Below are 22,493 nucleotides of genomic sequence, written 5' to 3'. Positions count from 1 at the left end.
CCGTTATCATCTTGAGTTCCCCGCCACCTCGCACCGGTAGTCCTGAATTTCGCCGGCCGAGCCCAGGTTCAGATCGGTCAACGTCAAACGGTTCGCCAACAGCAGCATCTCGCCCTGCGGGCTGACCGCCAGCGCCAGACCGTAATTGCCGATGCTGTCGCCCTGCTCGGCCACATAGTTTTGCAACAAGCGGAAAGGATCTTCCTGGGTTAAATCGGTGCCCGCCAATTTTCTGGCCAGGTAGTGGTGGCCGACCAATTTCACCGCCAGCGGTCGCCACTGTTGATCTAATTGCTCCGCCTGTTCCCCCAGCGCGTTATAGACATCCTGGCGCAAGCAGGCAACGTGAATATGCAGCTGATTCTGAGAACGGCCATATTTCGAATTGACCGCCAGAGAAAGCCACGCGTCTTTTAACGGTTTACCCAGCTCGCCGGATATATGTTCGCGGTTGTTCCAGGCCAGGGCGAAATAATGCGGCGTTCGCTCCGCTTGCAATATCGGGCTCTCGATGCCGCTGACCTTTTCGGTTGGCATCACCAGATCGTGATAGGGACCTTTGCTGTCTTTAAACAGTACATAACCCTCTGTTAAGCCAACCTTTACACAGGGCGCCGGATCGTGGTTCTGTTGCTGATTGGGCACGCACTGCTGGCTAACGATTTGCCATAACGCATTCGGATTGCCGCGCCCGAAGAACCACCACAGCACCGCCGCCAGCAGCAAAATAACAAGCAAAATAATTAATAGTCTGAAAAGTCTTTTCATCGCGACGCCCTGTTTAGCTATTCCATCTTGAAAGGAGCGCCAGCATAAATCAAGGCTCCGGCCTCGACCAGAATATTATCCTTAATGCCACCTTTCATTGACCTCTTGTTAGCAAAGGATAATGACAAATACGTCGCCACCTGAGTAATTTAAGGTAAATTAATACCGCAGGTTGAATATGAGTATGATATAAGCAGCCGGACTCTCTTTATATAAGGAACCGATAAGATGCCAACGATGGGCAAATCCCTGCATTACCTCGACGTGGGTTCGGGCTTTCCGTTGCTGCTGGGCCACAGCTATCTGTTCGATCTGAATATGTGGGCGCCGCAGTTCGAAGCGCTGGCGAAACGCTACCGCCTGATCGTGCCGGATCTCTGGGGCCACGGCGATTCACCGGCGCTGCCGCCCGGGCGAAACAGCCTGTCGGATATCGCCGCCGATCATTTGGCGCTGATGGATCGTTTGGATATTGAAGAGTTCGGCATCGTCGGCCTGTCCGTAGGCGGCATGTGGGGCGCCGAACTGGCGGCGCTGGCGCCGGAGCGGGTGAAAGTGCTGGCGCTGCTGGACAGCTACCTGGGCGACGAAACGCCGGAGGCGCGGCAGCGCTATATGGGCATGCTGGCCGCCGTGGAACAGGCCGGCGCCATCGCATCGCCGCTGCTGGAACATGTCGCGTCGCTGTTTTATTCCGATGATGTCCCCGACGCCTTATTGCAATCGCTGCTGTGCCAGCTCCAGAGCCTGCCCGCCGATCGCCTGCGCGAGAGCATCGTACCGCTGGGCCGGATGATCTTTGGCCGCCCCGACAAGCTGGCGCTGCTGGAAAACATCACCGCCGCCAGCATCGTCATCACCGGCGCGCAAGATAAGCCGCGCCCGCCGGCAGAAGGCCAGCGCATGGCGGATCTTCTCGGTTGTCGGCATGTACTGATCCCTGACGCCGGGCATATCAGCAACAAGGAAAACCCGACGGCGGTCAACGAAACGCTGCTGGCGTTTCTGGCTGAAAACACTACGCCACTGTTCTGGTAAGATGCTCCGGGCCGCGGGCCCGGAGATTCCCTTCAGACGAAGCCTTAAGGAGGGGGAGGCTAAATCCGGCGCTTATTGGCCGATAGACGTCAGCCCCTGGCGGATCCCTTCGTCAGCCTGCTGACACCACGCCTGCAGACCCTGCGGCGCTTCCTTCTCCAACGCAACCACGTTGCCGTCGTCGTTCAGCACATTGCCTTCACGGCCCATCGCTTCGCGCTTGTCGCCGTCGCGGGTGTCGACGCCGCCGGGGATCGCCGCCACGTAGGCCACCATTTTCTTGGCGTTGTCGATGCTGTCCGCTTTCAGGAAACCTTTATCGACACAGTAGGACATCAGCCCGGCGGTATTACGCGTGATGTCATAGACGTTTTTCAACGCGGCAGGATCCATCCCTTCGGCGTTGGCGGTGTTGAACAAGCCCAGAGTCGCGGCAATCATGCCGGTCAGAATGATCTTTTTCATTGTTATCTCGTTTTAATAATGAATTATTTAGTTTTGAATTATTCACAAAAATAATGTGAATGTCGGTACGGTATAACGGCGGCCCAGATTAACACAACCCTGACGCGTTAATAACTGTGATTAAGTTAACCTCCAATAAAATAAAAATGCATGATGGGGTTATTATTCCGCCCGGCGTCAGTTTTTTACGCGCGACATTAACCGCACCCAATTCAATTTAAAATAGTCTCACAGGGAATGATTTACAACGGAAGCGTTGGTCTGCGGTCAATCGCGCCCTCGCCCTTTGCTAAAACCACAGGCGTGGCATAGCCTGTTAAGACGCGCCACGCCTTAGGGGAAGGAGAGCCGCATGAACCATTCCGTCCGGCCGCCGCAATGCGACGACAAAACCATTCTCGATATCACGATGAATTTATATCTCTATCCGGCGGCGCTTATTGCGCACCGCCTGGGCATCTTTGAGTTTATTGCTCTGCACCCCCGCAATCTGACCGATATATGCGCTCAGGCCAATGTGGAAAAACGCCCGGCGGAGACGCTGGTCATGGCGTTAGTGGCATTGAAATTGATCGCCAGAGACGGCGAAACATTCTCTCTGACGCCGGAAGCGGAAATCTTTTTGTTAAAAAACAACCCGCATTACTTCGGCTATTTTTGGGATTTGATGATTGAAAACAGCGAGATTTTCACGCTGCAAAACCTGGAAAGCGCCATCAGAAAGAATACTTCGCAGGTGTATGGCGAGCAGGAGTTGTTTGAAACGCATACGCTCGACGCCGACAGAATGCGGCGTTTTACCCACGCCATGCACAGCCTGAGCATGGGATCGGCCAGCGTTTGGCCTACGTTGCTGCCCCTCGGCGCCTGCCGCGCGGCGCTGGATATCGGCGGCGCCTCCGGCGCCCATGCCATCAGCCTAGCGGCCCACTGGCCGGCGCTCACGTGCACCGTGTTCGATCTGCCGGAGGTGTGCCCGCTCGCCGCCGACTACGCGCGCCATTACGGCCTCAGCCACCGCATCGGCACCCACAGCGGCGATATGTGGCGCGATCCCTACCCGGCGGCGGATCTGCACCTGTACTCCAATATTTTCCACGACTGGCCGATGGACAAGAACCGCTTCCTGGCGCAAAAGAGCTATGCGGCCCTCCCGCCCGGAGGCAGGATCGTGATCCACGAAGTGCTGTACAACGATGACGGCGACGGCCCGCCTGCCGCCGCGGGGTACAGCCTGATGATGATGGGATGGACGCAGGGCCGCCAATACTCCGGCAAGGAAATCGGCGGCCTGCTGCGCGACATCGGCTTCGGGCCCGCTCAGGTGCTGCCGTCGCTCGGCTATTTCAGCATCGTCACGGCGCAAAAACCCCTGACTTAACGGTTCACCGATCGCGCCATGCGGCTGTAGGTGTGGCGCACGCCGCGAATCGCCACGCTGTAGGCGAAGATGTTTTCCGGCAGCGCCAACCCCAAATAGCCGGTATCGCCGATATGATGCAGATCGGCGCCGGCCATTTTGCTCATCAGCGCAATCTGCCGCACGGTCTGCACGTCGGCCCCCTCTTGCGAGGTGCCGATCGCCGTCATCGCCAGCGCGCCCTGCCGCTGGGCAAAGGCGATCAACGCCGCCACTTTCTCCTGCGACATGCCGGGAATGGTGCCCGGCGCCGGCAACAGCACGATGTCCGCGCCGTTTTCCACGAACAGCGCGATGTCCCGCTCGCCGATCAGCTGGCTGCCGCTTTCGCGCACAATGCCCGCGCCGTGCATTTTGCCGGTCACCAGCACCATCTCGTCGCCCACTTCATCGCGGATCGCTTTCAGCGCGGCGGCGATCGCCTGATTGCTGACGCCGTTGTTCGGGTTGCCGGTCAGCACCAGCATGCGCGCGCCGAGTTGATACAGTTTACGGGCATTTTCGGCGGTGGCGGCGCGGCCCGCCGTCATCTGCCAGAAGTCGTTATGTTCGGTAGCGAAAGCCGGATCGACCGCCTCCAGGTTCACCCCGACCACCCGCCCGGTCAGGCGCTGCAGCGTGCGCAGCGCCTCCTGCGGCGGCACGTCGGCGGGCAGGCCCGCGATATGCGGACGATCGACGTCGAACAGGTTCAACAGCAACAGATCGGCGCCCTGACTGGCCGCCAGTTCGGCATTGGTGACGTTATTGAGCAGCGGCTGAGTGACCGCGATGGTTTCGCTGACCAAGATGCGCCCTTCGCTGGCGCGGATGGCGTAGAGCAAATCGGCTTTGCCGATATCGGCCAGATCGCTGGCGCTGCAGTCCAGATAGCGTTTCATGAGGCAAGCTCCGGTGACATTAGCGGAAAGGATGCATCCCCCTCTCCCACCGCAGTGAAAGAGGGGGAAAAGGTTACTTCAGCGTAAAGCTTTGCGCCCGCACGTTGTCGGAATCCAGGCCGACGAACACGTTGAATTTACCCGGCTCCGCCCCCCATTTCAGGCTGGCGTTGTAGAACTTCAGATCGTCTTCGCTAATCGGCAGTTCGACCTGCTGCGACTGACCGGCCTTCAGCATCACTTTCTTGAAGTTGCGCAGCTCCTTCACCGGCCGGCTGACCGAGGCGGTCACGTCCTGCAGATACAGCTGCACCACCGTGGCGCCGTCGTACTTGCCGGTATTCTTCAGCGTGACGCTGGCGGTTAGCTTGCCGTTGCGCGCCATCGTCGGGCTGGATAATTTCAGATCCGACAGGCTGAAGGTGGTGTAGCTCAGGCCGTAACCGAACGGATACAGCGGGCCGTTCGGCGAATCGAAGTAGCGTGAGGTGTACTTGCCCGGATTCTCCTTGCCGAACGGACGGCCGGTGTTCAGGTGGTTGTAGTACATCGGGATCTGGCCGACCGAGCGCGGGAAGGTCATCGGCAGCTTGCCCGACGGGTTATAGTCGCCGAACAGCACGTCCGCCACCGCGTTGCCGCCCTCGGTGCCGCTGTACCAGGTTTCCAGCATCGCGTCCGCCTGCTCGCTCTCCCAGCTCAGCGCCAGCGGCCGGCCGTTCATCAGCACCAGCACCAGCGGCTTGCCGGTGGCTTTCAGCGCGGCGATCAAATCGCGTTGGCTCTGCGGGATCGTGATGTCGGCGCGGCTGGAGGCCTCATGCGCCATACCCTGCGATTCCCCCACCACCGCCACCACCACGTCGGCCTTGTTCGCCGCCTGTACCGCTTCGTCGATCATCTGCTGCGGCGAGCGGGTATCGAACGCCACCGCCGGCTCATACTCGTTCAGATAGTCGATGATGCCTTTATCCTGCGTGACGTTGGCGCCCTTGGCGTACAGAATGCGCGCCTTGTCGCCCACCGCCCGCTCCAGCCCTTCGCGCAGGGTGACCGACTGTTTAACCACCCCGGCGGCGGACCAACTGCCCATCACATCGCGCTGGCTGTCGGCCATCGGCCCGACCAGCGCGATGGTCGCCTGCTTGCTCAGCGGCAGCGTCTGCTTATCGTTCTTCAGCAACACCATCGTCTTGCGCGCCACCACCCGCGCTTCGGCGCGGTGCAGACGGCTTTCGGCGTTGGTGTCCTGCGGATCGGAACCCGCCGGGCCCAGATGCACGTAAGGATTGGTGAACAGCCCCATGTCGTATTTGGTGTTCAGCACGTCGCGGCAGGCGCGGTCGATATCGCTTTCAGGCACCAGCCCGTCCTTCACCAGACCCGGCAGGTACTTGTCGTAGAACTCGTCGCTCATGCTCATGTCGACGCCGGAGGTGATCGCCAGGCGCACCGCGTCGCGCGCGTCGGCGGCCACGCCGTGTTTAATCAGCTCTTTGATCGCGCCGTGGTCGCTGATGGTGATGCCTTTAAAGCCCCACTGCTCACGCAGCAGATCTTTCAGCAGCCACGGGTTGGCGGTGGCCGGCACGCCGTTGATCGCGTTGAGCGACACCATCACCCCGCCGCTGCCGGCGTCCACCGCCGCTTTGTAAGGCGGCAGATAGTCCTGATGCATGCGCAGCGGGCTCATGTCGACGGTGTTGTAATCGCGGCCGCCTTCGACGGCGCCGTACAATGCAAAGTGCTTGACGCTGGCCATCACCGAACCGGGTTTGGCCGGATCGCCGTTCTGGAAACCGTCGACCATCACCTTGGCGATTTTCGATACCAGCCAGGTATCTTCGCCGAAGCCTTCGGACACCCGGCCCCAGCGCGGATCGCGGGTAATATCGACCATCGGCGCGAAGGTCATGTTCAGGCCATCGTCGCTGGCCTCCTGCGCCGCCACGCGGGCGCTGAGCGCAATGGCTTCCAGATCGAAGCTGGCCGCCAGCCCCAGGCTGATCGGGAACACGGTGCGCTGGCCATGCACCACGTCATAGGCGAAGAACAACGGGATTTTCAGGCGGCTGAGCTGCATCGCCTGATCCTGCATCACCCGGATATCCGGCCGGGTAACGGTATTGAAGATGGCGCCGATCTGCCCTTTGCGGATCCCCTCGCGGATCGCTTCTTTCGGGTTATCCGGCCCGACGCTGATCAGCCGCAGCTGGCCGATCTTCTCTTCCAGCGTCATCTGCTTCATCAAATTGGACACGAAGGCGTCGCGCTGCTGGGCGTGAATGCCCTGCGTTATCGGCGTTTCCTGCGCAAAAGCCGGACTGAGGGCCAGACCGGACAACATACTCACCACACAAAGCCATTTCATCTTGTTTTATCTCAGGCGTGTTTCCGCCGCCAAAGCCGCGGGGTTTAATCGGAGTGAAGAAACAGTTTGCCACACTCTGTTTCATCGCCAAGGGAATTCGCATCGCTAATATTTACAAAGCATTACAGGTTATCGGCAGGTAATTCTGCAGCCGGGCGCGGCTGTCGGCGGCCTCCGCCGACAGAAAATCGACCAGCGCGGTTAACGTCGGCGGCGCCACCGTGCGTTCAGGATAGACCAAATAATAGGCCGCGCCGCTGCTGACGCAGAGCGGGAACGGCGTCACGACGCGCCGCGCCTGAATATCCTCCTCCAACAGGCACAAATCGCCGATGGCGATGCCAAACCCTTGCAGCGCCGCGCTCATCGCCAGATCGAGGGTATCGAAATGCTGGGCCTTGCCGGACGGCAACGCATCGGCGCCCGCCGCCTTCAGCCAGCGCAGCCAGTCGCGCCGATCGCGCGTCGGGTGCAGCAGAGTTTTGTCCGTCAAGTCCGTCAGCCGAGGCGCCGGCGGCAGAAACGTCGGCGTGCAGACCGGCGTGAGGATTTCGTCGAACAGCAGGTGCGCGGCCAGCTTTTTGCCCGGCGGCCGGCCGAATAGCACCGCGGCGTCAAACTGCTCGGCGCTGAAATCCAGGCCGTGTGACACCGAGGCGGTCAGTTCGATGTGCATGTCCGGCCGTTCATTCTGCAGGCGAATGATGCGCGGCAGCACCCAGCGCATGGCGCAGGTCGGGCATTTGATGCGCAGCGCCCCCGGCGGGGCGGCGGCTCGCGTCAGGGCTTCATCCAACTGCCCCAGCGCCTGCTGCACCGGCGCCAGCAGCTGCGCGCCCTGCGGCGTCAGCGCCAAACCGCGCGCCTGGCGGCTGAACAGCGGATACCCCAGGCGCTGTTCCAGCCCGAGAATTTGCCGGCTGACCGCCCCCTGCGTCAGGTGCAGCTGCCGGGCGGCATGGGTAAAGTTGAGGCGTTGCGCCACCACCACAAAGGTTTTCAATACGTCGAGCGACGGCAGGGGTATCGGCATAGCGAGCCTCGATTAGGTATGATCGTAGTGCATGGCAAGTATGACAAACTTTCCCTTGTCCGCCTACGCCGGCTGATGCTTAATCGCTCAACACTTCCCTGTTTGCCTGGAGCCCATCATGCAGAGCGCCTGCTCATCCCGCTCGAAGCTGCCGGACGTCGGCACCACTATCTTCACCGTCATTGGCCAACTCAGCGCCGAACATCAGGCCCTCAATCTGTCGCAGGGCGCGCCCAATTTCGCCGGCGATCCGCAGTTGATCGAGGCAACGGCGCAAGCCATGCGCGCAGGTCATAACCAATACGCGCCGATGAGCGGCGTGGTGGCGTTACGTGCTGCTCTGGCGGAAAAAGCTGAACGATTGTATGGCGCGCGCTATGACGCCGACGAAGAAATCACGGTGATCGCCAGCGCCAGCGAAGGGCTGTACTCGGCGATCAGCGCGCTGGTGCATCCCGGCGACGAGGTGATCTATTTCGAACCGGCGTTCGACAGCTATGCGCCGATCGTGCGCCTGCAGGGCGCCACGCCGGTGGCGATCAAACTGTCGCTGCAGGATTTTCGCGTCGACTGGGACGAAGTGGCCGCCGCCATCAACGGCAAAACGCGCATGATCATCGTCAACACGCCGCACAACCCGACCGGCGCGGTGTTCGACGCGCAGGATATCGACCGCCTGACCGCCCTGACCCGCGACACCGACATCGTGATCCTGTCCGACGAGGTCTACGAGCACGTGGTGTTCGACGGCGATATTCACCACAGCATGGCGCGCTATCCGCAGTTGGCGGAACGCAGCGTGATCGTGTCGTCGTTCGGCAAAACCTACCACGTCACCGGCTGGCGCGTCGGCTATTGCCTGGCGCCGGCGGCGTTGATGGACGAAATCCGCAAGGTGCACCAGTTCATGGTGTTCTCCGCCGATACGCCGATGCAGCACGCCTTCGCCGCCGCGCTCGCCAACCCGCAGAGCTACCTGGGGCTGGCGGCGTTTTACCAACAAAAGCGCGATCTGCTGGCCAGCGCCCTGCAGGATTCGCGCTTTGAGCTGCTGCCCAGCCGCGGCAGCTTCTTCATGCTGGCCCGCTTTAGCGGCTTCAGTCACGAAAGCGACAATGATTTCGCCGTGCGCTTGATCCGCGAAGCGAAGGTGGCGACGATCCCGCTGTCGGCGTTCTACAGCGACGGCACCGATACCGGCCTTATTCGGCTGAGTTTTTCCAAAGATAACGAGACCCTGCTGGAAGGCGCGCGCCGCCTGAGCCAGGTGTAATTTTTTGTCCGACCATGGGAAAGGGGCACTGCCTATGAAAGCTTTGAAAACGCTGTTCGCCGCCGGATGCCTGCTGGCCGCCGGCTCTTCTCTGGCGGCGGAAAACAGCCTGCGCTTCGGTCTGGAAGCGCTGTATCCGCCGTTCGAATCCAAATCCGCCAGCGGCAAACTGGAAGGGTTCGACATCGAGTTGGGCGACGCGGTGTGCGCCGCCGCGCAGTTGCAATGCAGCTGGGTGGAAACCTCGTTCGACAGCCTGATCCCAGCGCTGCAGGCGCGCAAGTTCGACGCCATCAACTCGGCGATGAACGTGACCGAACAGCGGCGCCAGGCGATCGCCTTTACCGACGCCATCTATCAGGTGCCGAACCGCCTGATCGCCAAAGCCGGCAGCGGCCTGCTGCCGGACGCCAACGCGCTGGCGGGCAAACACGTGGGCGTGCTGCAAGGCTCGATTCAGGAGATTTACGCCAAAACCCATTGGGCGCCGGCGGGCGTGGATGTGGTGTCTTACCAGGATCAGAATCAGGTGTATCTCGATCTGGCGGCCGGTCGGCTCGACGCCACGCTGGTGATGGCGCCCTCGGGGCAAAGCGGCTTCCTGTCACAGCCGGACGGCAAAGGCTTCGCCTTCGTCGGCGAGGCGGTGCGCGACGACAAAATCCTCGGTGAAGGCATTGCCTTCGGCCTGCGTAAAGGGGATGAGGCGCTGAAGAAGAAACTGGATGCCGCCATCGCCAAAGTGAAGCAGCAAGGCACGGTGGCGGCGCTGTCGAAGAAGTATTTCGGCGATATCGACGTGACGGTGAAGTGATGGACGGGGGCGGCACCGCCGCCCCCTGCCGCGTTTAGCGATCGAACACCGAACTGTTCAGCGCGCGATCCTGCTGGTGGCGCTCCAGCGCCAATTCGATCAGGCGCGTGATCAGCGCCTGGTAGCTGACGCCGCTGGCGGCCCACAGCTTGGGATACATGCTGATGTTGGTGAAGCCCGGCAGCGTGTTGATCTCGTTGATCACCACCTGGTTGTCCGGCGTCAGGAACACATCCACCCGCGCCAGCCCGAAGCACTCCAGCGCGCGGAACGCCTTCAGCGCCACCTCGCGGATGTGGTCGCTCACTTCCGGCGCGATCGCCGCCGGCACCACCACCTGAGCGCCCTGCTCATTGATGTATTTGGTGTCGTAGGAGTAGAAGGCGTCGCTCAGCACGATCTCGCCGCACACGCTGGCCTGCGGATCGTCGTTCCCCAGCACCGCGCACTCGATCTCGCGGCCGACGATCGCCGACTCCACCAGCACCTTGTGATCGAAACTGAAGGCCAGTGCCACCGCCGCGTCAAACTCGGCGCGGTTTTCCACCTTGCTGACCCCGACCGACGAGCCCTGGTTGGCCGGCTTGACGAACAGCGGCAGGCCGAGGCGCTCGCTCAGTTGCTCAAACGTGAAGCCGGCGCGGTTGGCGCGCGTCAGGGTGACGAACGGCGCCACCGCCAGCCCGGCGTCGCGCAGCAGGCGCTTGGTCACGTCTTTATCCATGCTGACCGCCGAGCCGAGCACGCCGGCGCCGACGAACGGCATATTGGCCATGCGCAGCAGCCCCTGCAGCGAGCCGTCCTCCCCCAGCGTGCCGTGCACGATCGGGAAAATGACGTCGAGCTGGCCCAGCGCGCCGGCGCTGCCCGCTTCGATCAGCTGCTGTTTTTCCTGGCCCGGGATCAGCGCCACGTTCTTGTTCGAGCGGTTCAGCGCGATCAACGCCGGATTCTCGGCGTTGAGCAGGTAATTGGAGGCGTCGTTGATGTGCCACTGCCCCTGTTTGTCGATCCCCAGCAGCGTGACGTCAAACTTCTCTTTGTCGATTGCATCCACAATGTTTTTGGCCGACTGCAGCGACACCTCATGCTCCGCCGATTTACCGCCAAAAATCACCCCAACACGTAGTTTAGTCACGCCTTAAATCCTTCTGAAAAATCATGGCAAAAAAGTCGTTCATCACAATAAACGCATTGCCTGGCGGCGGCAATCGTTGTTGCCAGAATCTTCTTACGCCACAGAATGCCACATCGCGACCATCCAAAACGTATACACTTCGTATATTGTTCATTTATGGAGACGCCAATGGGCATCGTAAAAATTTCGGACGCGCTGCATGACGATCTGCGCCTCGCCAGCCTGACCATGACGCGTTCGATCAATGCGCAGGCCGAGTACTGGATCAGGATAGGCATGCTGGCGGAGTTCCATCCGGAACTGACCTATCCGCAGCTGGTAAAAAAAATGATGAAAGATAATGCGCTGACGCTGAAGGAGATTGTCGGGTGAAACAGATTGTGATTAAAACGCCGGAAGAGATTGCCAAAATGCGCCATTCCGGCGCTCTGCTGGCCAAAGTGTTTGCTATGCTCGATGAGGTCATCGTCGAAGGCATCTCCACCATGGAGATCAACGACCGCGCCGAGGCGTTTATCGTCGAAGAACTGAAGTCGCGCCCGGCCAGCAAGGGGCAGTATGATTTCCCCTATGTGCTCAATACCTCCGTGGACGATGTGGTGTGCCACGGGGTGCCGTCGGCCAGCAAAATCCTGCGTTCCGGCATGATCGTCAACGTGGATATTACGCTGGAAAACGGCGGCTATATCGCCGACTCCAGCAAGATGTACTGCATCGGCCAGGTGACGCCGCTGGCCAAACGGTTGGTGAACAACGTCTACGAATCGATGTGGCAGGGCATTCGCGCGGTCAAACCGGGCGCCACTCTGGGGGATATCGGCCACGCCATCCAGCGGCACGCCGAACAGGCCGGCTACAGCATCGTGCGGGAATATTGCGGCCACGGCATCGGCCGCGACATGCACGAAGAGCCGGCGGTGCTGCACTACGGTCAAGCCGGCAGCGGCATGGCGTTGCAGGAAGGCATGGTGTTCACCATCGAGCCGATGATCAACCAGGGCGACCGCCGCATCAAACAGAAGAAGGACGGCTGGACGGTGGTGACGCGCGACAAAAAACTGTCGGCGCAGTGGGAACACACCGTGGCGGTCACCGCCGACGGCGTGGAGATCCTGACGCTGCGCGACGAAGAGCGCCGAGCCGGTTACGTCGAGCGCTACTAAACCCGCAAGCCATTAGCCTACCAAGCTGATGGCTTAATAAGTTATTTAATTAATAACCTCTTAGCTTGTTGCGCGGCACCCCGGCGCCGCGGTTAAAGCGACGGAGATGACAGGGAGACAGGCAGCATGCAGTCAGGCAATCAGACGTTTATCAATCAGCTCAAGGACATCGTCGGCGGCCCGCAGCTGTTGACCGGCGATCGCAACACCGAGCGTTATCGCAAGGGGTTCCGCTCCGGCGAAGGCCAGGCGCTGGCGGTGGTATTCCCTACCAGCCTGCTGCAGCTGTGGCGCATTCTGCAGGCCTGCGTGGCCGCCGACAAAATCGTCATCATGCAAGCCGCCAACACCGGCCTGACCGAGGGCTCAACCCCCAGCGGCAACGACTATGATCGCGATATCGTCATCGTCAGCACCCTGCGCCTCGATCATATTCAGGTGCTGGACAACGGCAAGCAGGTGGTCGGCTTCCCCGGCAGCACCCTGCACCACCTCGAGAAATTGCTCAAACCCTACGGCCGCGAACCGCATTCGGTGATCGGCTCCTCCTGCATCGGCGCCTCGGTGATCGGCGGCGTATGCAACAACTCCGGCGGCTCGCTGGTGAAACGCGGCCCAGCCTATACCGAAATGGCGCTGTACGCCCAGTTAGGGGAAGACGGCCAGCTGCGCCTGGTGAACCATCTGGGCATCCGCCTCGGCGACACGCCGGAAGAGATCCTCACCCGGCTGGAAAAAGGCGACTATCGCCCGGAGGACGTCGAATACGGTGAGCTGCGCGCCTCGGATAACGAATACGCCAGCCGGGTGCGCGACGTCGATGCCGACACCCCTTCCCGCTTCAACGCCGACAAACGCCGCCTGTACGAAGCCTCCGGCTGCGCCGGCAAACTGGCGGTGTTCGCGGTGCGACTCGACACCTTCGAGAAAGAGGGCAAAGAGCAGGTGTTCTATATCGGCACCAACGACACCGCGGTGCTGACCGAACTGCGCCGCCACATGCTGAGCAAATTCGAAAACCTGCCGGTGGCCGGTGAATACATGCACCGCGATATCTTCGACATCGCCGAGGTGTACGGCAAAGATACCTTCATGATGATCGACAAGCTCGGCACCGATCAGATGCCGCGCTTCTTCACTCTGAAGGGCCGCATGGACGCCAGCCTCAACAAGCTGCCGCTGCTGCCGCACAACCTGACCGATCGGCTGATGCAGGGCCTGAGCCATCTGGCGCCGAGCCACCTGCCGAAACGCATGAAGGAATACCGCGAACGTTTCGAACACCATCTGCTGCTGAAGATGGCCGGCCCCGGCGTGGAAGAGGCCCAGCGCTACCTGACCGACTATTTCGCCCAGGCCGAAGGCGCCTTCTTCGCCTGCACGCCTGACGAGGGCAAAAAGGCTTTTCTGCACCGCTTCGCCGCCGCCGGCGCCGCCGTGCGCTACCACGCGGTGCACGCCGACAAGGTGGAGGATATTCTGGCGCTGGACATCGCCCTGCGCCGCAACGACACCGACTGGTTCGAAACGCTGCCGCCGGAAATCGACAGTCAGTTGGTGCATAAACTGTATTACGGCCACTTTATGTGCCACGTCTTCCACCAGGACTACGTGGTGAAAAAAGGCGTGGACAGCCATGCGCTGAAAGAAAAGATGCTCGAGATCCTCAACCGGCGCGGCGCCGAGTACCCGGCGGAGCATAACGTCGGCCACCTCTATCACGCCAAACCGGATCTGCAGGCGTTCTACCGCACCGCCGATCCGACCAACAGCTTCAACCCCGGCATCGGCAAAACCAGCAAACGCAAAGGCTGGGCCGAAGACCCCCGCTAAGACCGCTCAATTAGCCCGCCGCCGCACCCGGCGCGGGCCTCCTCTGCCCTACCGGCCTCATCGCGATCTTTCTGCGCCTTTAAAGATGCATTTTTATTGCAACTTATAAAGTTCCCGATTACCATTCACTCTATCATCGCAAATGAGAATCAATTACAAAGCTGTCATGACGGATACATGACATCCGCCGTGGCATTCACCGCGAAGTTAATGAGAAGGAACCTACCATGAGTCAAACCCTCGATTCCGCCCAGCTGCTGGCCGCGCTCGATAAAGTAATGGTGATCTCCACCACCGATCTGCAGGGCACCATCACCTACGTCAACGATCTTTTTTGTCAGCTGACCGGCTTTTCCCGGGAAGAGCTGGTGGGCCAGCCCCACAGCATCGTGCGCCACCCTTCCGTGCCGAAAGCCGTTTACAAAGCGATGTGGGACACTATCAAGGCGGGCGGCATCTGGACCGGCATCATTCCGAACGTCGGCAAGGGCGGCGTGCTGTACGTGGTCGACACCACGGTGCAGCCGCTGTATGACGCCCAGGGCAATATCGAGGCCTATATCAGCATCCGCCGCGTGATCAACGATCTGATGACCGACTTCGAATCGGTGGAATTCGCCAAAGAACAGTTCGACAACCACTACGACAAGTAACCGCTATGGCCGACATCATCGAACGCATCCTGATTGGTTACGGTTCGGAGTCGGGCAACGCCCGGGCGCTGGCGATGCGCCTGGGCGAGCAAAGCAGCCTGCAACCCTACCGCCCCGTCGTGAAAGAACTCAACGCCATCCAGCCCGCCGATGTAGGCGAGCGTGACGCCCTGCTGATCGTCTCCAGTTCATTTGGCGACGGCGAGCCGCCCGCCAACGCCGAGCGTTTTTCCGACGCGCTGGCGCAATGGCCGGATCGCCACCGGTTGCGCTACGCCATCTTCGGTCTCGGCGACACCGCGTACCCGCATTTCTGCGGCTTCACGCAGGCGCTGGATGCGCGCCTGAAGCAATACGGCGCCCGCGCCATCATCAATCGCGTCGACGCCGACGTTAACTTCGAACCGTTCTTCACCACCTGGCTGACGACGCTGGAGAAGGTGCTGGCCGGCGATGCCCAGGCCGGCCGCGATTTGCATCTGCGCGTGACCGCCTACGGCGAAGACCATGCGTTCAGCGCCGCCCTCCTCGAACGGCGGCCGCTCAGCGCTCGCACGCCGCAAGCCTGGCATCTGCGGTTGAATATCGCCGGCAGCGGCATCGTTTACCGGGCGGGAGATACCGTCTATCTGTTGCCGGAGAACGACGAAGGATTATTGACCCGGCTGGCAGACTGGCTCGGCAGGCCGGAGGCCGTCGACGCGCTGCGGCGCCGGGAGCTGCGCCAGCTCAGCAAAACGACGCTGCGCGAACTGGCGCAGTTGGCCGACAGCGAAGAGCTCAAAGGCTTGCTGAAGATCCGTCAGCGCAAAGCCCTGGAGAGCTATCTGTACGGCGCCGATCTGCTGGACGTACTGCACGATTTTTGCCCGCCGCACACGATCACGCTGGAGAACCTGTTGGCGCTGCTGCCCGTTTGCCTGCCGCGCGCCTACTCCATCGCTTCGGCAACGCGGGCAGAGAGCCTCGACCTGTGCGTGCGCGACGTACGATATGAACGCGACGGCCGCACCCGGCGCGGCACGGCAACCGGCTGGCTGCTCAAGCACCCCGGTCCTTTCCGCCTTTTCTGCCGCGCCAACCCCGGCTTTTACCTGCCGCGCGACACCGCCTTGCCGGTGCTGCTTATCGGTACCGGTACTGGCATCGCACCGTTGATTGGCTTACTGCGCGAAATGGCCGCCCAGGGCGAACGGCGTGAAACCGTCCTGATCTTCGGTGAGAAAAGGCGCGGTGAAGACTTCCTTTATGGCGAGGAGTTGGTCACGCTGAACGCGACGGGCGTACTCACACGGCTCATCACGGCATTCTCGCGCGACGCCGCCGACAAGTATTACGTGCAACACGCCATCGACGATCGCGCCGATGTCGTCAGCGGCCTGCTGCGGCGGGGCGCGCATGTCTACCTGTGCGGCAATCGTCAGTATCTGGAACATGCCGTGGCGACGGCGCTGGAGCAAGCCTGCGGGGCGGAAAACCTGTGGCAGACGCTGATTGAGCAGCAGCGCCTGCACCTGGAACTCTATTGACGTTCATCGTTCCGCGCGCAGCAGCAAGGAGACGATGAACGCGCCCCCCAGCCCGGCCGTAATGATGCCGATGGGCAGCTCCTGATTGGGGATCAGGCTGCGGCTGAGCATGTCGCCGCCGGTCAGCAGCATCGCCCCCAGCAGGCCGCACATCGGCACGGCCAAACGGTGGCGCACGCCCACCAGGCGCCGGGCCAGATAGGGCACCATCAGCCCGACAAACCCTATGACGCCCGTCAGCGACACGAGAAACGCCGTAGACAATGCGCAGCACAGAAAGGTCTCGGTGCGCAGGCGCGCCACATTGACCCCCATCGAATGGGCGGTGTGCTCGCCCGCCAGCAGCGCGTCCAGCGCCCGCCAACGCAGCGCCGTAAACCCGGCCAGCAGCGCGAAACTCACCAACGGAATGAACAGATTATCCCAACGCGCCAACCCCAACCCGCCCAGCGACCAGAACAACACCGAACCGGCCGCCCGCTGATCGCCGGAAAACACCAGGTAGCTGGTGAGCGCGCTGAACAAAAACGAGACCGCCAGGCCGCAGACGATCAGCTGCTCGGCGCGCCTGACCCGGCTGACGCGAAACAGGATCATCACCGCCATCGCGGACAAAATGCCGCCGGCGAAAGCGGACAGCGGCAGCGTCAGCGCGCCCAGCGCATCGCCGAAACGCGTGATGACCAGCACCGCGCCGGCGGAGGCGCCGGAGGAGAGCCCAAACAAAAAAGGATCGGCCAGCTCATTGCGGGTGGTGGTCTGCAGCAGCGCGCCGGTCATCGCCAGCCCGGCGCCGGTCAAGGCCGCCAATAAGGCTCTGGGCACCCGCAGTTGCACGACGATGGTATCCAGCATGCCGGATAGGGGCGCCGATGAAAGCCCCAATGCCGCCATCGTCTGCCGCCATGACAGCGCGACGCTGCCCAGCTGCAGGCTCCAGATCATTAGCCCGCACAACACTGACAGCGCCAGCGGCGCGAGCAGCATAAACCGCCGGATCGGCGAGTTCATTCAGCCGCCGGCGCGTACAGCGCCCGCGCCAGCTTTTCCACCGCGCCGATGTTGGCCGGCCCCGGCGTCAACTCCGCATACTGCAGTTTCAGATAACGATGGTGCCGTACCGCGGGCGTCAACTTCATCAACGGGTGAGACTCGAGGAAGCGCCGCAGCGCATCGGCGCCTGACCCGGTCTGATAATCCAGCAGAATAATGAAGTCGGGCTCGGCCGCCGCCACCGCCTCCCAGGACGCCGTCGTCCAGCTCGCCGGCAAATCGTCCATCACGTTGCGGCCGCCCGCCGCTTCGATGATCGCCGTCGGCATGGCGTATTTGCCGCTGGTGAAAGGCTTCTCCTCCCCCGAGTCATAGACGAACACCTTGAGCGGCGGCTGGCCCGCCGGTCTGGCGGGAAGCGCAGCCAACCGCCGCCGCCAGCCTTCAACCAGCGCGGCGGCCTCTTGCGGCTTGCCGAAAATCTTGCCGAGCTTCAGCTCATCGTCATACAGCAGGTTCATATCGGCCTTCTGCGGCCGCCCGCCGGCCTGTACGCAGCTCTCGCTCAGCACCAGCGTTTTGATGCCGAACGGGGCGAGCTTCTCCGGCGTGACGTCGCCGCCGATCTTCATGCCGTAATTCCAGCCGGCGAAGAAGAAGTCCGGCTGTGCCGCCAGCAGCGTTTCCAGAGCGGGATATTTCGGCGCCAGTTCGGGAATGGCGCCCATCGCGGCCTTGAAATCGGGCGTCAGTTTGTACCAGCCGGTGATGCCGGTCAGCCCGACAATGCGATCCTGCAGATGGAGCGCAAAGGCCATCTCGGCCATGTTGATGTCGTTGATGACGGCGCGTTGCGGCGCCTGGTTGAAGGTGACCGGCGTACCGCAGCTTTCTACGGTGACGGGAAATTTTTCGGCCGCCGCCGCCCCGCCGGCCAGCAGCAGGAGCAGGGGGAATACGCGTGTGTTCATGTTTCTCTCTGGTTTATCAAGCGCAATGGGGAACGTCAAAAATACGCAGCGTTTTCCCGCTGACGGGGTGCGCCACCTTGAAGCTGTTCATGCCGAACACCGGCAAAATCACCGGGGTCTGCAACACCGCCTCGGGCGTGCCACAGGCCACCTGGCGGCTTTCGTTGAGCACCAGGATCCGATCGGCAAACGCCTCCGCCACGGGCAGATCGTGCAGCACCGCAATCACGGCGATGTCTTTATTCTTCACTAGCGACAGCAGCGCCGAGCGCCCGGGCGGATCGAGGTGATTGGTCGGTTCATCCAGCAACAACAGGTCGGGAGACTGCGCCAACGCCCGAGCCAGCGCGGCGCGCTGACGCTGGCCGCCCGAGAGCCGCCCCAACGGATGGTGTCTGAGCGGCGCCAGCCCGGTTTCCCTGATGGCCTCGTCAACGATGCGCTTTCCCGTCGCAGAGCGTTCGCCATGCGGTAAACGGCCCAACGCCACATAATCCTCGACCGACAGCCGCAAATCCGGCAGATCGTTTTGCGCCAGAAAGGCGATGCTTCTGGCGCGCTCCGCCGCCGGCCACGTGGAAAAGGCACGCCCCCGCCAGTAAATGCCGCCGCTGTCCGGCCGCGTTTCGCCGATCAGGGTGCGCAACAGGCTGGACTTGCCGCTGCCGTTGGGGCCGATCACCGCCAGCTTCTCACCGGCGCGGAGCGCGAAATGGATGGTGTCGAGTATCAATGCCCCGCCGTGGCCGGTCAGGCTAACTCCATCAACGCGGAGGATGTCGTGAACTGAATTCATTATGCGTCAATTGTTATATTATAACATATCAATATTTTTACCACGATTCCGCGCCTTCTGCAAAAGCGAATCGCAACCTCTTTTGCCGCACGCGCTGCGTGCCGCGAGACTGGGAGCAAGCCGCACCCCTGCGTCAACACTGCGCGGCAAAAGCAACATAGCACACCTTTTAATTAATGATAATGATTTTCATTATCATTTAAATCATTGTGATTTCCGATTGCACGCCCCGCTGAACTTGGTTATGTTTGAAGCGATTAGTTTTATTTCCGGTTTGCAGGAACCCCTATGACTCCGTTGGCGCACAGCACAGATCCGACAAACGCGACCGCTTCGGCCGTCGTTTTGCTGTGTGCTTCCTCCGCCCCACCCGCCGTTTCCTCTGTCGTTTCAGCGGTTGCCGCTTACCCGCCACGCATTGTGGTTGCGCGTTAAGCCACACCGACTTTTTACCTCCGGCTTATTGATCTGTTGCGTTCAGGCGTAGACCGCCGCGCGCGCCGGAGCCTGTAATTTTCACGACAGGTGAAATTGATATGCGATTCCCTTCTCTCTGGGCCAATGCCGGCCTGGCTACGCTGTTCGTCCTGCTCTGGAGCAGCGGCGCGATCTTCTCCCGTTGGGGATTGGAGCACGCCTCCGCTTTCGCTTTTCTGTTCTTCCGCTGCGCCATCGCGCTGGCGGTACTGTTGGCCATCGGCCTGTGGCGGCGCCAGTGCCTGCCCACCCCCGGCACCCGCCGGCGCGTCGCGCTGATTGGCGTGTTGATGATCGGCAGCTATCAGATCTGCTATCTGCTGGCGTTGGAACAGGGCATTACGCCCGGCGTGCTGGCCACGTTGCTCGGCGTACAGCCGATCCTCACCCAGTTCATCACCGAACGGCGCTGCGCCGGGCTGCGCGCATTCGGGCTGGCGCTGGCGATGGCCGGGTTGACGCTGGTGGTGTACCAAAGCCTGATGGTGGCTCATTTCTCGCCGAGCGGCATGCTGTTCGCCTTTATCGCATTGGGGAGCATGACCGCCGGCACCCTGCTGCAAAAGGGCATGACGCAGCCGCCGCTGGCGGTCTTGCCGCTGCAGTATGCCATCGGGCTGTTGATGTGTGCGTTGGCGCTGCCGTTTGAGCCGCTGCGGGTCGACTGGCGGCCTGAGTTCGTGCTGCCGCTGCTGTGGATGGCGGTGGTGATCTCAGTGCTGGCGACCTTCTTGCTGTATCGCCTGATCCAGCGCGGCAATCTGGTGCAGGTCACCAGCCTGTTCTACCTGATCCCGGCGGTCACCGCCCTGCTGGATTACCTGCTGCTCGGCCACGCGCTGGCCGCGCTGAGCCTGTTGGGGATGGCGGGCATCGTGCTCGGCGTGATGCTGGTTTTCCGCCGCGCATAAAAGCAAAAGCCCCCGCGCCGTTCCACCGGCGCGGGGGCGACAACAACAACCGTTAACTCAGAACAACCAGGAACCGTACCCCCACAGCAGCACCGTCACCCCAAGCAGCAGCTCGAGCAACAGAATGCCGATGGCGAAGGTCGAGCTGGAGAAGATGAACCCTTCCTTACTGTCGATATTCAGGAAGTGCGGGATCCCCAGATTCAGCAGATAGCCCGAATAGCACAGGCCGATAATGCCGACAAACAGACACAGCCAGACGACCGGATAGAGCGCCACAATCCCGCTGAGGAACATCGGGGTCGCCACATAGCCGGCGAACACCATGCAGCGGTGCAGGCTGGGGCGCGATTCATAACGCCGCGCCATCCAGTGAATGACTTTCCCCATGGCCGCTACGCCCGCCAGCATCAGCAGGTAGAACGCCACGGCGGTATAAAACGCGGTAAACATGTCGAGCCTGATGGCATGCCCCTCGCCGGAGAGCCAGCCCAACTGGGTGGTGCCGATAAAGGCGCAGACCACCGGGATGGCTGCCAAGAGCAACACGTGATGGGTGTATAGGTGCGAGACGCTTTCATTCTCGCTTTTGATCTGTTCGAACTCGGCGCTGGGATGCGCCAGAAGTCCCCAAACATGACTGACCATGAGACACCTCCTATCTCGCCGTAGGCCGCGATCGGCGAACGAATTTCACACCTCCGACGGACTGCTACCCGTGCGAGGATTGCGGCCACGGGGCTCTCTCCCCTGTACTAATTATAGTCTTTCGGCGAAAAAACGTGCGGAAAGCGCAACGCCGCAGCGCTTTGTCTTATACTCCCACCATAAAAACCAGGCTGCGAGGAAGGTCATGTCATCCGTAATCACCACCCGCCAGGCGGGGATCGTCGACGTCGACGCCGGGCGCAACGTCACCGTAATCGAGCCCTGCAATCTGTACGGCTGCCGGCTCGGCGACGATGTCTTCGTCGGCCCGTTCGTGGAGATCCAGCGCCACGTCAGCATCGGCGCGCGCAGTAAAATTCAGTCGCACAGCTTTATCTGCGAATACGTCACCCTCGGCGAAGCGTGCTTTATCGGCCACGGCGTCACCTTCGCCAACGATCTGTTCAAAGACGGCGCGCCCAACGCCGATCCGGCCAGTTGGGGGCGCACCTGCATCGGCGATCGGGTATCCATCGGCTCCGGCGCCACAATCCTGGCGGTGGAGATCTGCAGCGACGCGGTGATCGGCGCCGGGGCGGTGGTGACCCGTGACATCACCCGCAAGGGGATTTATGCCGGCAACCCGGCGCGCCTGCTGCGGGAGCTGCCGTAATGACCCCGGCCATCCGCATCGCGGCCATTGAGGCGCTGCCCGATGATTATCTGACGCGCGGCGATTTCAGCTTCACCATCGCCTGTTACGCTCTGCCGCAGTTCGACAGCCCGGTCGACAGCTGGCCAACCCGCCCGGTGGCGCCGTTTCGCAAGCGGTATCCGCTGGCGCCGTTCGCCAACGAAGACAGCGTGACCTTCCTGGCGTATCGCCAGAATGACGCCGTTGGCCATATTACGCTGAGCAAAAACTGGAACGGTTACACCCTGATCGACGAGATCGCCGTCAGCGCTCATGCGCGCCGTCAGGGCATCGCCGGGGCGCTGCTGGACTGCGCCAAACAGTGGGCGCGGCAGCAGGAAACCTCAGGTATGATGCTCGAAACGCAGAACAACAATCTGGCGGCCTGCCGCTGCTACCAGCATTACGGATTTATTCTCGGCGGCATCGATCGTTTGCTGTACCGCGCCGAGCCGGAGATCGCCGATCACGAAATCGCGCTGTTCTGGTATTTGCCGTTCAATAGCGAAATCGGTTACTGATTTATCGAACGTCATTGAGGCTATGTTTACTTTTTAACCCCTACCATCGGATGAGAACTGTTATCACTTACTCTGATAAGCCAGCGACACCCAGGGAGGGCCG

At 61.4% G+C, this 22,493-nt stretch carries 22 protein-coding genes; 12 read left to right on the top strand and 10 right to left on the bottom strand.

What is annotated here, in order from left to right:
- Window positions 1-6 precede the first annotated feature (6 nt).
- Window positions 7-768 (bottom strand): CDP-diacylglycerol diphosphatase, encoded by a 762-nt coding sequence (locus ACP39K_RS08930; RefSeq protein WP_033641004.1) that lies wholly within the window; start codon window positions 766-768, stop codon window positions 7-9.
- A 237-nt stretch (window positions 769-1,005) separates the two neighbouring features.
- On the opposite strand from ACP39K_RS08930, the gene ACP39K_RS08925 reads away from it, so the two are divergent.
- Entirely contained in the window at window positions 1,006-1,806 is an 801-nt protein-coding gene (locus tag ACP39K_RS08925; RefSeq protein WP_079449529.1) for an alpha/beta fold hydrolase, read from the top strand.
- 72 nt (window positions 1,807-1,878) lie between these two features.
- Here ACP39K_RS08925 and ACP39K_RS08920 read toward each other — a convergent pair whose 3' ends face one another.
- Window positions 1,879-2,271: a hypothetical protein gene (locus tag ACP39K_RS08920; protein WP_016928624.1), complete on the bottom strand. Its 393-nt coding sequence runs from the start codon at window positions 2,269-2,271 to the stop codon at window positions 1,879-1,881.
- Between the two features lie 352 nt (window positions 2,272-2,623).
- On the opposite strand from ACP39K_RS08920, the gene ACP39K_RS08915 reads away from it, so the two are divergent.
- The gene (locus ACP39K_RS08915) at window positions 2,624-3,652 is read left to right on the top strand and encodes a methyltransferase (RefSeq protein ID WP_016928625.1); all 1,029 of its coding nucleotides are present in this window, start codon (window positions 2,624-2,626) and stop codon (window positions 3,650-3,652) included.
- Here ACP39K_RS08915 and ACP39K_RS08910 read toward each other — a convergent pair.
- The 3 genes from ACP39K_RS08910 to ACP39K_RS08900 form a co-directional block, all read right to left on the bottom strand.
- A complete protein-coding gene (locus tag ACP39K_RS08910) occupies window positions 3,649-4,572 on the bottom strand; it encodes a DUF7916 family protein (protein ID WP_033641006.1) in 924 nt (307 codons plus the stop codon). The genes ACP39K_RS08915 and ACP39K_RS08910 overlap by 4 nt on opposite strands.
- A gap of 73 nt (window positions 4,573-4,645) precedes the next feature.
- The gene (gene bglX, locus ACP39K_RS08905; protein ID WP_497008431.1) at window positions 4,646-6,943 is read right to left on the bottom strand and encodes a beta-glucosidase BglX; all 2,298 of its coding nucleotides are present in this window, start codon (window positions 6,941-6,943) and stop codon (window positions 4,646-4,648) included.
- A gap of 112 nt (window positions 6,944-7,055) precedes the next feature.
- On the bottom strand, window positions 7,056-7,976 hold the full coding sequence (locus ACP39K_RS08900) for a LysR substrate-binding domain-containing protein (protein WP_033641008.1): 921 nt from the start codon (window positions 7,974-7,976) through the stop codon (window positions 7,056-7,058).
- A 118-nt stretch (window positions 7,977-8,094) separates the two neighbouring features.
- Here ACP39K_RS08900 and ACP39K_RS08895 point away from each other — a divergent pair, with 118 nt between their 5' ends.
- The gene (locus ACP39K_RS08895) at window positions 8,095-9,249 is read left to right on the top strand and encodes a methionine aminotransferase (protein WP_033641009.1); all 1,155 of its coding nucleotides are present in this window, start codon (window positions 8,095-8,097) and stop codon (window positions 9,247-9,249) included.
- Window positions 9,250-9,283: 34 nt separating this feature from the next.
- Entirely contained in the window at window positions 9,284-10,063 is a 780-nt protein-coding gene (locus tag ACP39K_RS08890; protein ID WP_033641010.1) for an ABC transporter substrate-binding protein, read from the top strand.
- A 34-nt stretch (window positions 10,064-10,097) separates the two neighbouring features.
- On the opposite strand, the gene ddlA is transcribed toward ACP39K_RS08890, so the two are convergent.
- On the bottom strand, window positions 10,098-11,201 hold the full coding sequence (ddlA, locus tag ACP39K_RS08885; protein ID WP_015377061.1) for a D-alanine--D-alanine ligase: 1,104 nt from the start codon (window positions 11,199-11,201) through the stop codon (window positions 10,098-10,100).
- Window positions 11,202-11,369: 168 nt separating this feature from the next.
- On the opposite strand from ddlA, the gene ACP39K_RS08880 reads away from it, so the two are divergent.
- From ACP39K_RS08880 to ACP39K_RS08860, 5 genes are all read left to right on the top strand, one after another.
- On the top strand, window positions 11,370-11,573 hold the full coding sequence (locus ACP39K_RS08880) for a ParD-like family protein (protein WP_004939618.1): 204 nt from the start codon (window positions 11,370-11,372) through the stop codon (window positions 11,571-11,573).
- Window positions 11,570-12,364 (top strand): type I methionyl aminopeptidase, encoded by a 795-nt coding sequence (gene map, locus ACP39K_RS08875; protein WP_033641011.1) that lies wholly within the window; start codon window positions 11,570-11,572, stop codon window positions 12,362-12,364. The genes ACP39K_RS08880 and map overlap by 4 nt, the downstream gene beginning before the upstream one ends.
- A gap of 126 nt (window positions 12,365-12,490) precedes the next feature.
- On the top strand, window positions 12,491-14,197 hold the full coding sequence (gene dld, locus ACP39K_RS08870) for a D-lactate dehydrogenase (RefSeq protein WP_164095280.1): 1,707 nt from the start codon (window positions 12,491-12,493) through the stop codon (window positions 14,195-14,197).
- A gap of 227 nt (window positions 14,198-14,424) precedes the next feature.
- Entirely contained in the window at window positions 14,425-14,850 is a 426-nt protein-coding gene (locus ACP39K_RS08865) for a PAS domain-containing protein (RefSeq protein ID WP_023447580.1), read from the top strand.
- A 5-nt stretch (window positions 14,851-14,855) separates the two neighbouring features.
- Window positions 14,856-16,379 carry a flavodoxin domain-containing protein gene (locus tag ACP39K_RS08860; protein ID WP_497008430.1) on the top strand — a complete coding sequence of 508 codons (1,524 nt, stop codon included), beginning with the start codon at window positions 14,856-14,858 and terminating at the stop codon, window positions 16,377-16,379.
- A gap of 3 nt (window positions 16,380-16,382) precedes the next feature.
- Here ACP39K_RS08860 and ACP39K_RS08855 read toward each other — a convergent pair whose 3' ends face one another.
- The 3 genes from ACP39K_RS08855 to ACP39K_RS08845 are packed head-to-tail and all read right to left on the bottom strand — an operon-like array spanning window position 16,383 to window position 19,076.
- On the bottom strand, window positions 16,383-17,390 hold the full coding sequence (locus tag ACP39K_RS08855) for a FecCD family ABC transporter permease (RefSeq protein WP_033641014.1): 1,008 nt from the start codon (window positions 17,388-17,390) through the stop codon (window positions 16,383-16,385).
- Complete coding sequence (locus ACP39K_RS08850) at window positions 17,387-18,343, bottom strand: ABC transporter substrate-binding protein (RefSeq protein ID WP_048795752.1); 957 nt, start codon at window positions 18,341-18,343, stop codon at window positions 17,387-17,389. Before ACP39K_RS08850 ends, ACP39K_RS08855 begins: the two co-directional genes overlap by 4 nt.
- Before the next feature lie 16 nt (window positions 18,344-18,359).
- Window positions 18,360-19,076 carry an ABC transporter ATP-binding protein gene (locus ACP39K_RS08845; RefSeq protein ID WP_197818024.1) on the bottom strand — a complete coding sequence of 239 codons (717 nt, stop codon included), beginning with the start codon at window positions 19,074-19,076 and terminating at the stop codon, window positions 18,360-18,362.
- Window positions 19,077-19,675: 599 nt separating this feature from the next.
- On the opposite strand from ACP39K_RS08845, the gene ACP39K_RS08840 reads away from it, so the two are divergent.
- The gene (locus ACP39K_RS08840) at window positions 19,676-20,527 is read left to right on the top strand and encodes a DMT family transporter (RefSeq protein WP_048795750.1); all 852 of its coding nucleotides are present in this window, start codon (window positions 19,676-19,678) and stop codon (window positions 20,525-20,527) included.
- A 57-nt stretch (window positions 20,528-20,584) separates the two neighbouring features.
- On the opposite strand, the gene ACP39K_RS08835 is transcribed toward ACP39K_RS08840, so the two are convergent.
- The gene (locus ACP39K_RS08835) at window positions 20,585-21,175 is read right to left on the bottom strand and encodes a Yip1 family protein (protein WP_025301967.1); all 591 of its coding nucleotides are present in this window, start codon (window positions 21,173-21,175) and stop codon (window positions 20,585-20,587) included.
- Window positions 21,176-21,380: 205 nt separating this feature from the next.
- On the opposite strand from ACP39K_RS08835, the gene ACP39K_RS08830 reads away from it, so the two are divergent.
- Together ACP39K_RS08830 and ACP39K_RS08825 are read left to right on the top strand one after the other, a co-directional pair.
- Complete coding sequence (locus tag ACP39K_RS08830; RefSeq protein WP_048795749.1) at window positions 21,381-21,848, top strand: acyltransferase; 468 nt, start codon at window positions 21,381-21,383, stop codon at window positions 21,846-21,848.
- Window positions 21,848-22,390 (top strand): GNAT family N-acetyltransferase, encoded by a 543-nt coding sequence (locus tag ACP39K_RS08825; RefSeq protein WP_033641018.1) that lies wholly within the window; start codon window positions 21,848-21,850, stop codon window positions 22,388-22,390. Before ACP39K_RS08830 ends, ACP39K_RS08825 begins: the two co-directional genes overlap by 1 nt.
- The last annotated feature ends 103 nt before the right edge of the window (window positions 22,391-22,493 follow it).

This window comes from Serratia sp. EC4 (assembly GCF_059652115.1).
This window is presented reverse-complemented; position numbering and strand designations above follow the sequence as displayed.

Coding starts and splice junctions, on each gene's coding strand:
- ACP39K_RS08930 (WP_033641004.1), bottom strand. CDS start 768: ATGAAAAGACTTTTCAGACTATTAATTATTTTGCTTGTTATTTTGCTG.
- ACP39K_RS08925 (WP_079449529.1), top strand. CDS start 1,006: ATGGGCAAATCCCTGCATTACCTCGACGTGGGTTCGGGCTTTCCGTTG.
- ACP39K_RS08920 (WP_016928624.1), bottom strand. CDS start 2,271: ATGAAAAAGATCATTCTGACCGGCATGATTGCCGCGACTCTGGGCTTG.
- ACP39K_RS08915 (WP_016928625.1), top strand. CDS start 2,624: ATGAACCATTCCGTCCGGCCGCCGCAATGCGACGACAAAACCATTCTC.
- ACP39K_RS08910 (WP_033641006.1), bottom strand. CDS start 4,572: ATGAAACGCTATCTGGACTGCAGCGCCAGCGATCTGGCCGATATCGGC.
- bglX (WP_497008431.1), bottom strand. CDS start 6,943: ATGAAATGGCTTTGTGTGGTGAGTATGTTGTCCGGTCTGGCCCTCAGT.
- ACP39K_RS08900 (WP_033641008.1), bottom strand. CDS start 7,976: ATGCCGATACCCCTGCCGTCGCTCGACGTATTGAAAACCTTTGTGGTG.
- ACP39K_RS08895 (WP_033641009.1), top strand. CDS start 8,095: ATGCAGAGCGCCTGCTCATCCCGCTCGAAGCTGCCGGACGTCGGCACC.
- ACP39K_RS08890 (WP_033641010.1), top strand. CDS start 9,284: ATGAAAGCTTTGAAAACGCTGTTCGCCGCCGGATGCCTGCTGGCCGCC.
- ACP39K_RS08880 (WP_004939618.1), top strand. CDS start 11,370: ATGGGCATCGTAAAAATTTCGGACGCGCTGCATGACGATCTGCGCCTC.
- dld (WP_164095280.1), top strand. CDS start 12,491: ATGCAGTCAGGCAATCAGACGTTTATCAATCAGCTCAAGGACATCGTC.
- ACP39K_RS08865 (WP_023447580.1), top strand. CDS start 14,425: ATGAGTCAAACCCTCGATTCCGCCCAGCTGCTGGCCGCGCTCGATAAA.
- ACP39K_RS08860 (WP_497008430.1), top strand. CDS start 14,856: ATGGCCGACATCATCGAACGCATCCTGATTGGTTACGGTTCGGAGTCG.
- ACP39K_RS08855 (WP_033641014.1), bottom strand. CDS start 17,390: ATGAACTCGCCGATCCGGCGGTTTATGCTGCTCGCGCCGCTGGCGCTG.
- ACP39K_RS08850 (WP_048795752.1), bottom strand. CDS start 18,343: ATGAACACACGCGTATTCCCCCTGCTCCTGCTGCTGGCCGGCGGGGCG.
- ACP39K_RS08840 (WP_048795750.1), top strand. CDS start 19,676: ATGCGATTCCCTTCTCTCTGGGCCAATGCCGGCCTGGCTACGCTGTTC.
- ACP39K_RS08835 (WP_025301967.1), bottom strand. CDS start 21,175: ATGGTCAGTCATGTTTGGGGACTTCTGGCGCATCCCAGCGCCGAGTTC.
- ACP39K_RS08830 (WP_048795749.1), top strand. CDS start 21,381: ATGTCATCCGTAATCACCACCCGCCAGGCGGGGATCGTCGACGTCGAC.
- ACP39K_RS08825 (WP_033641018.1), top strand. CDS start 21,848: ATGACCCCGGCCATCCGCATCGCGGCCATTGAGGCGCTGCCCGATGAT.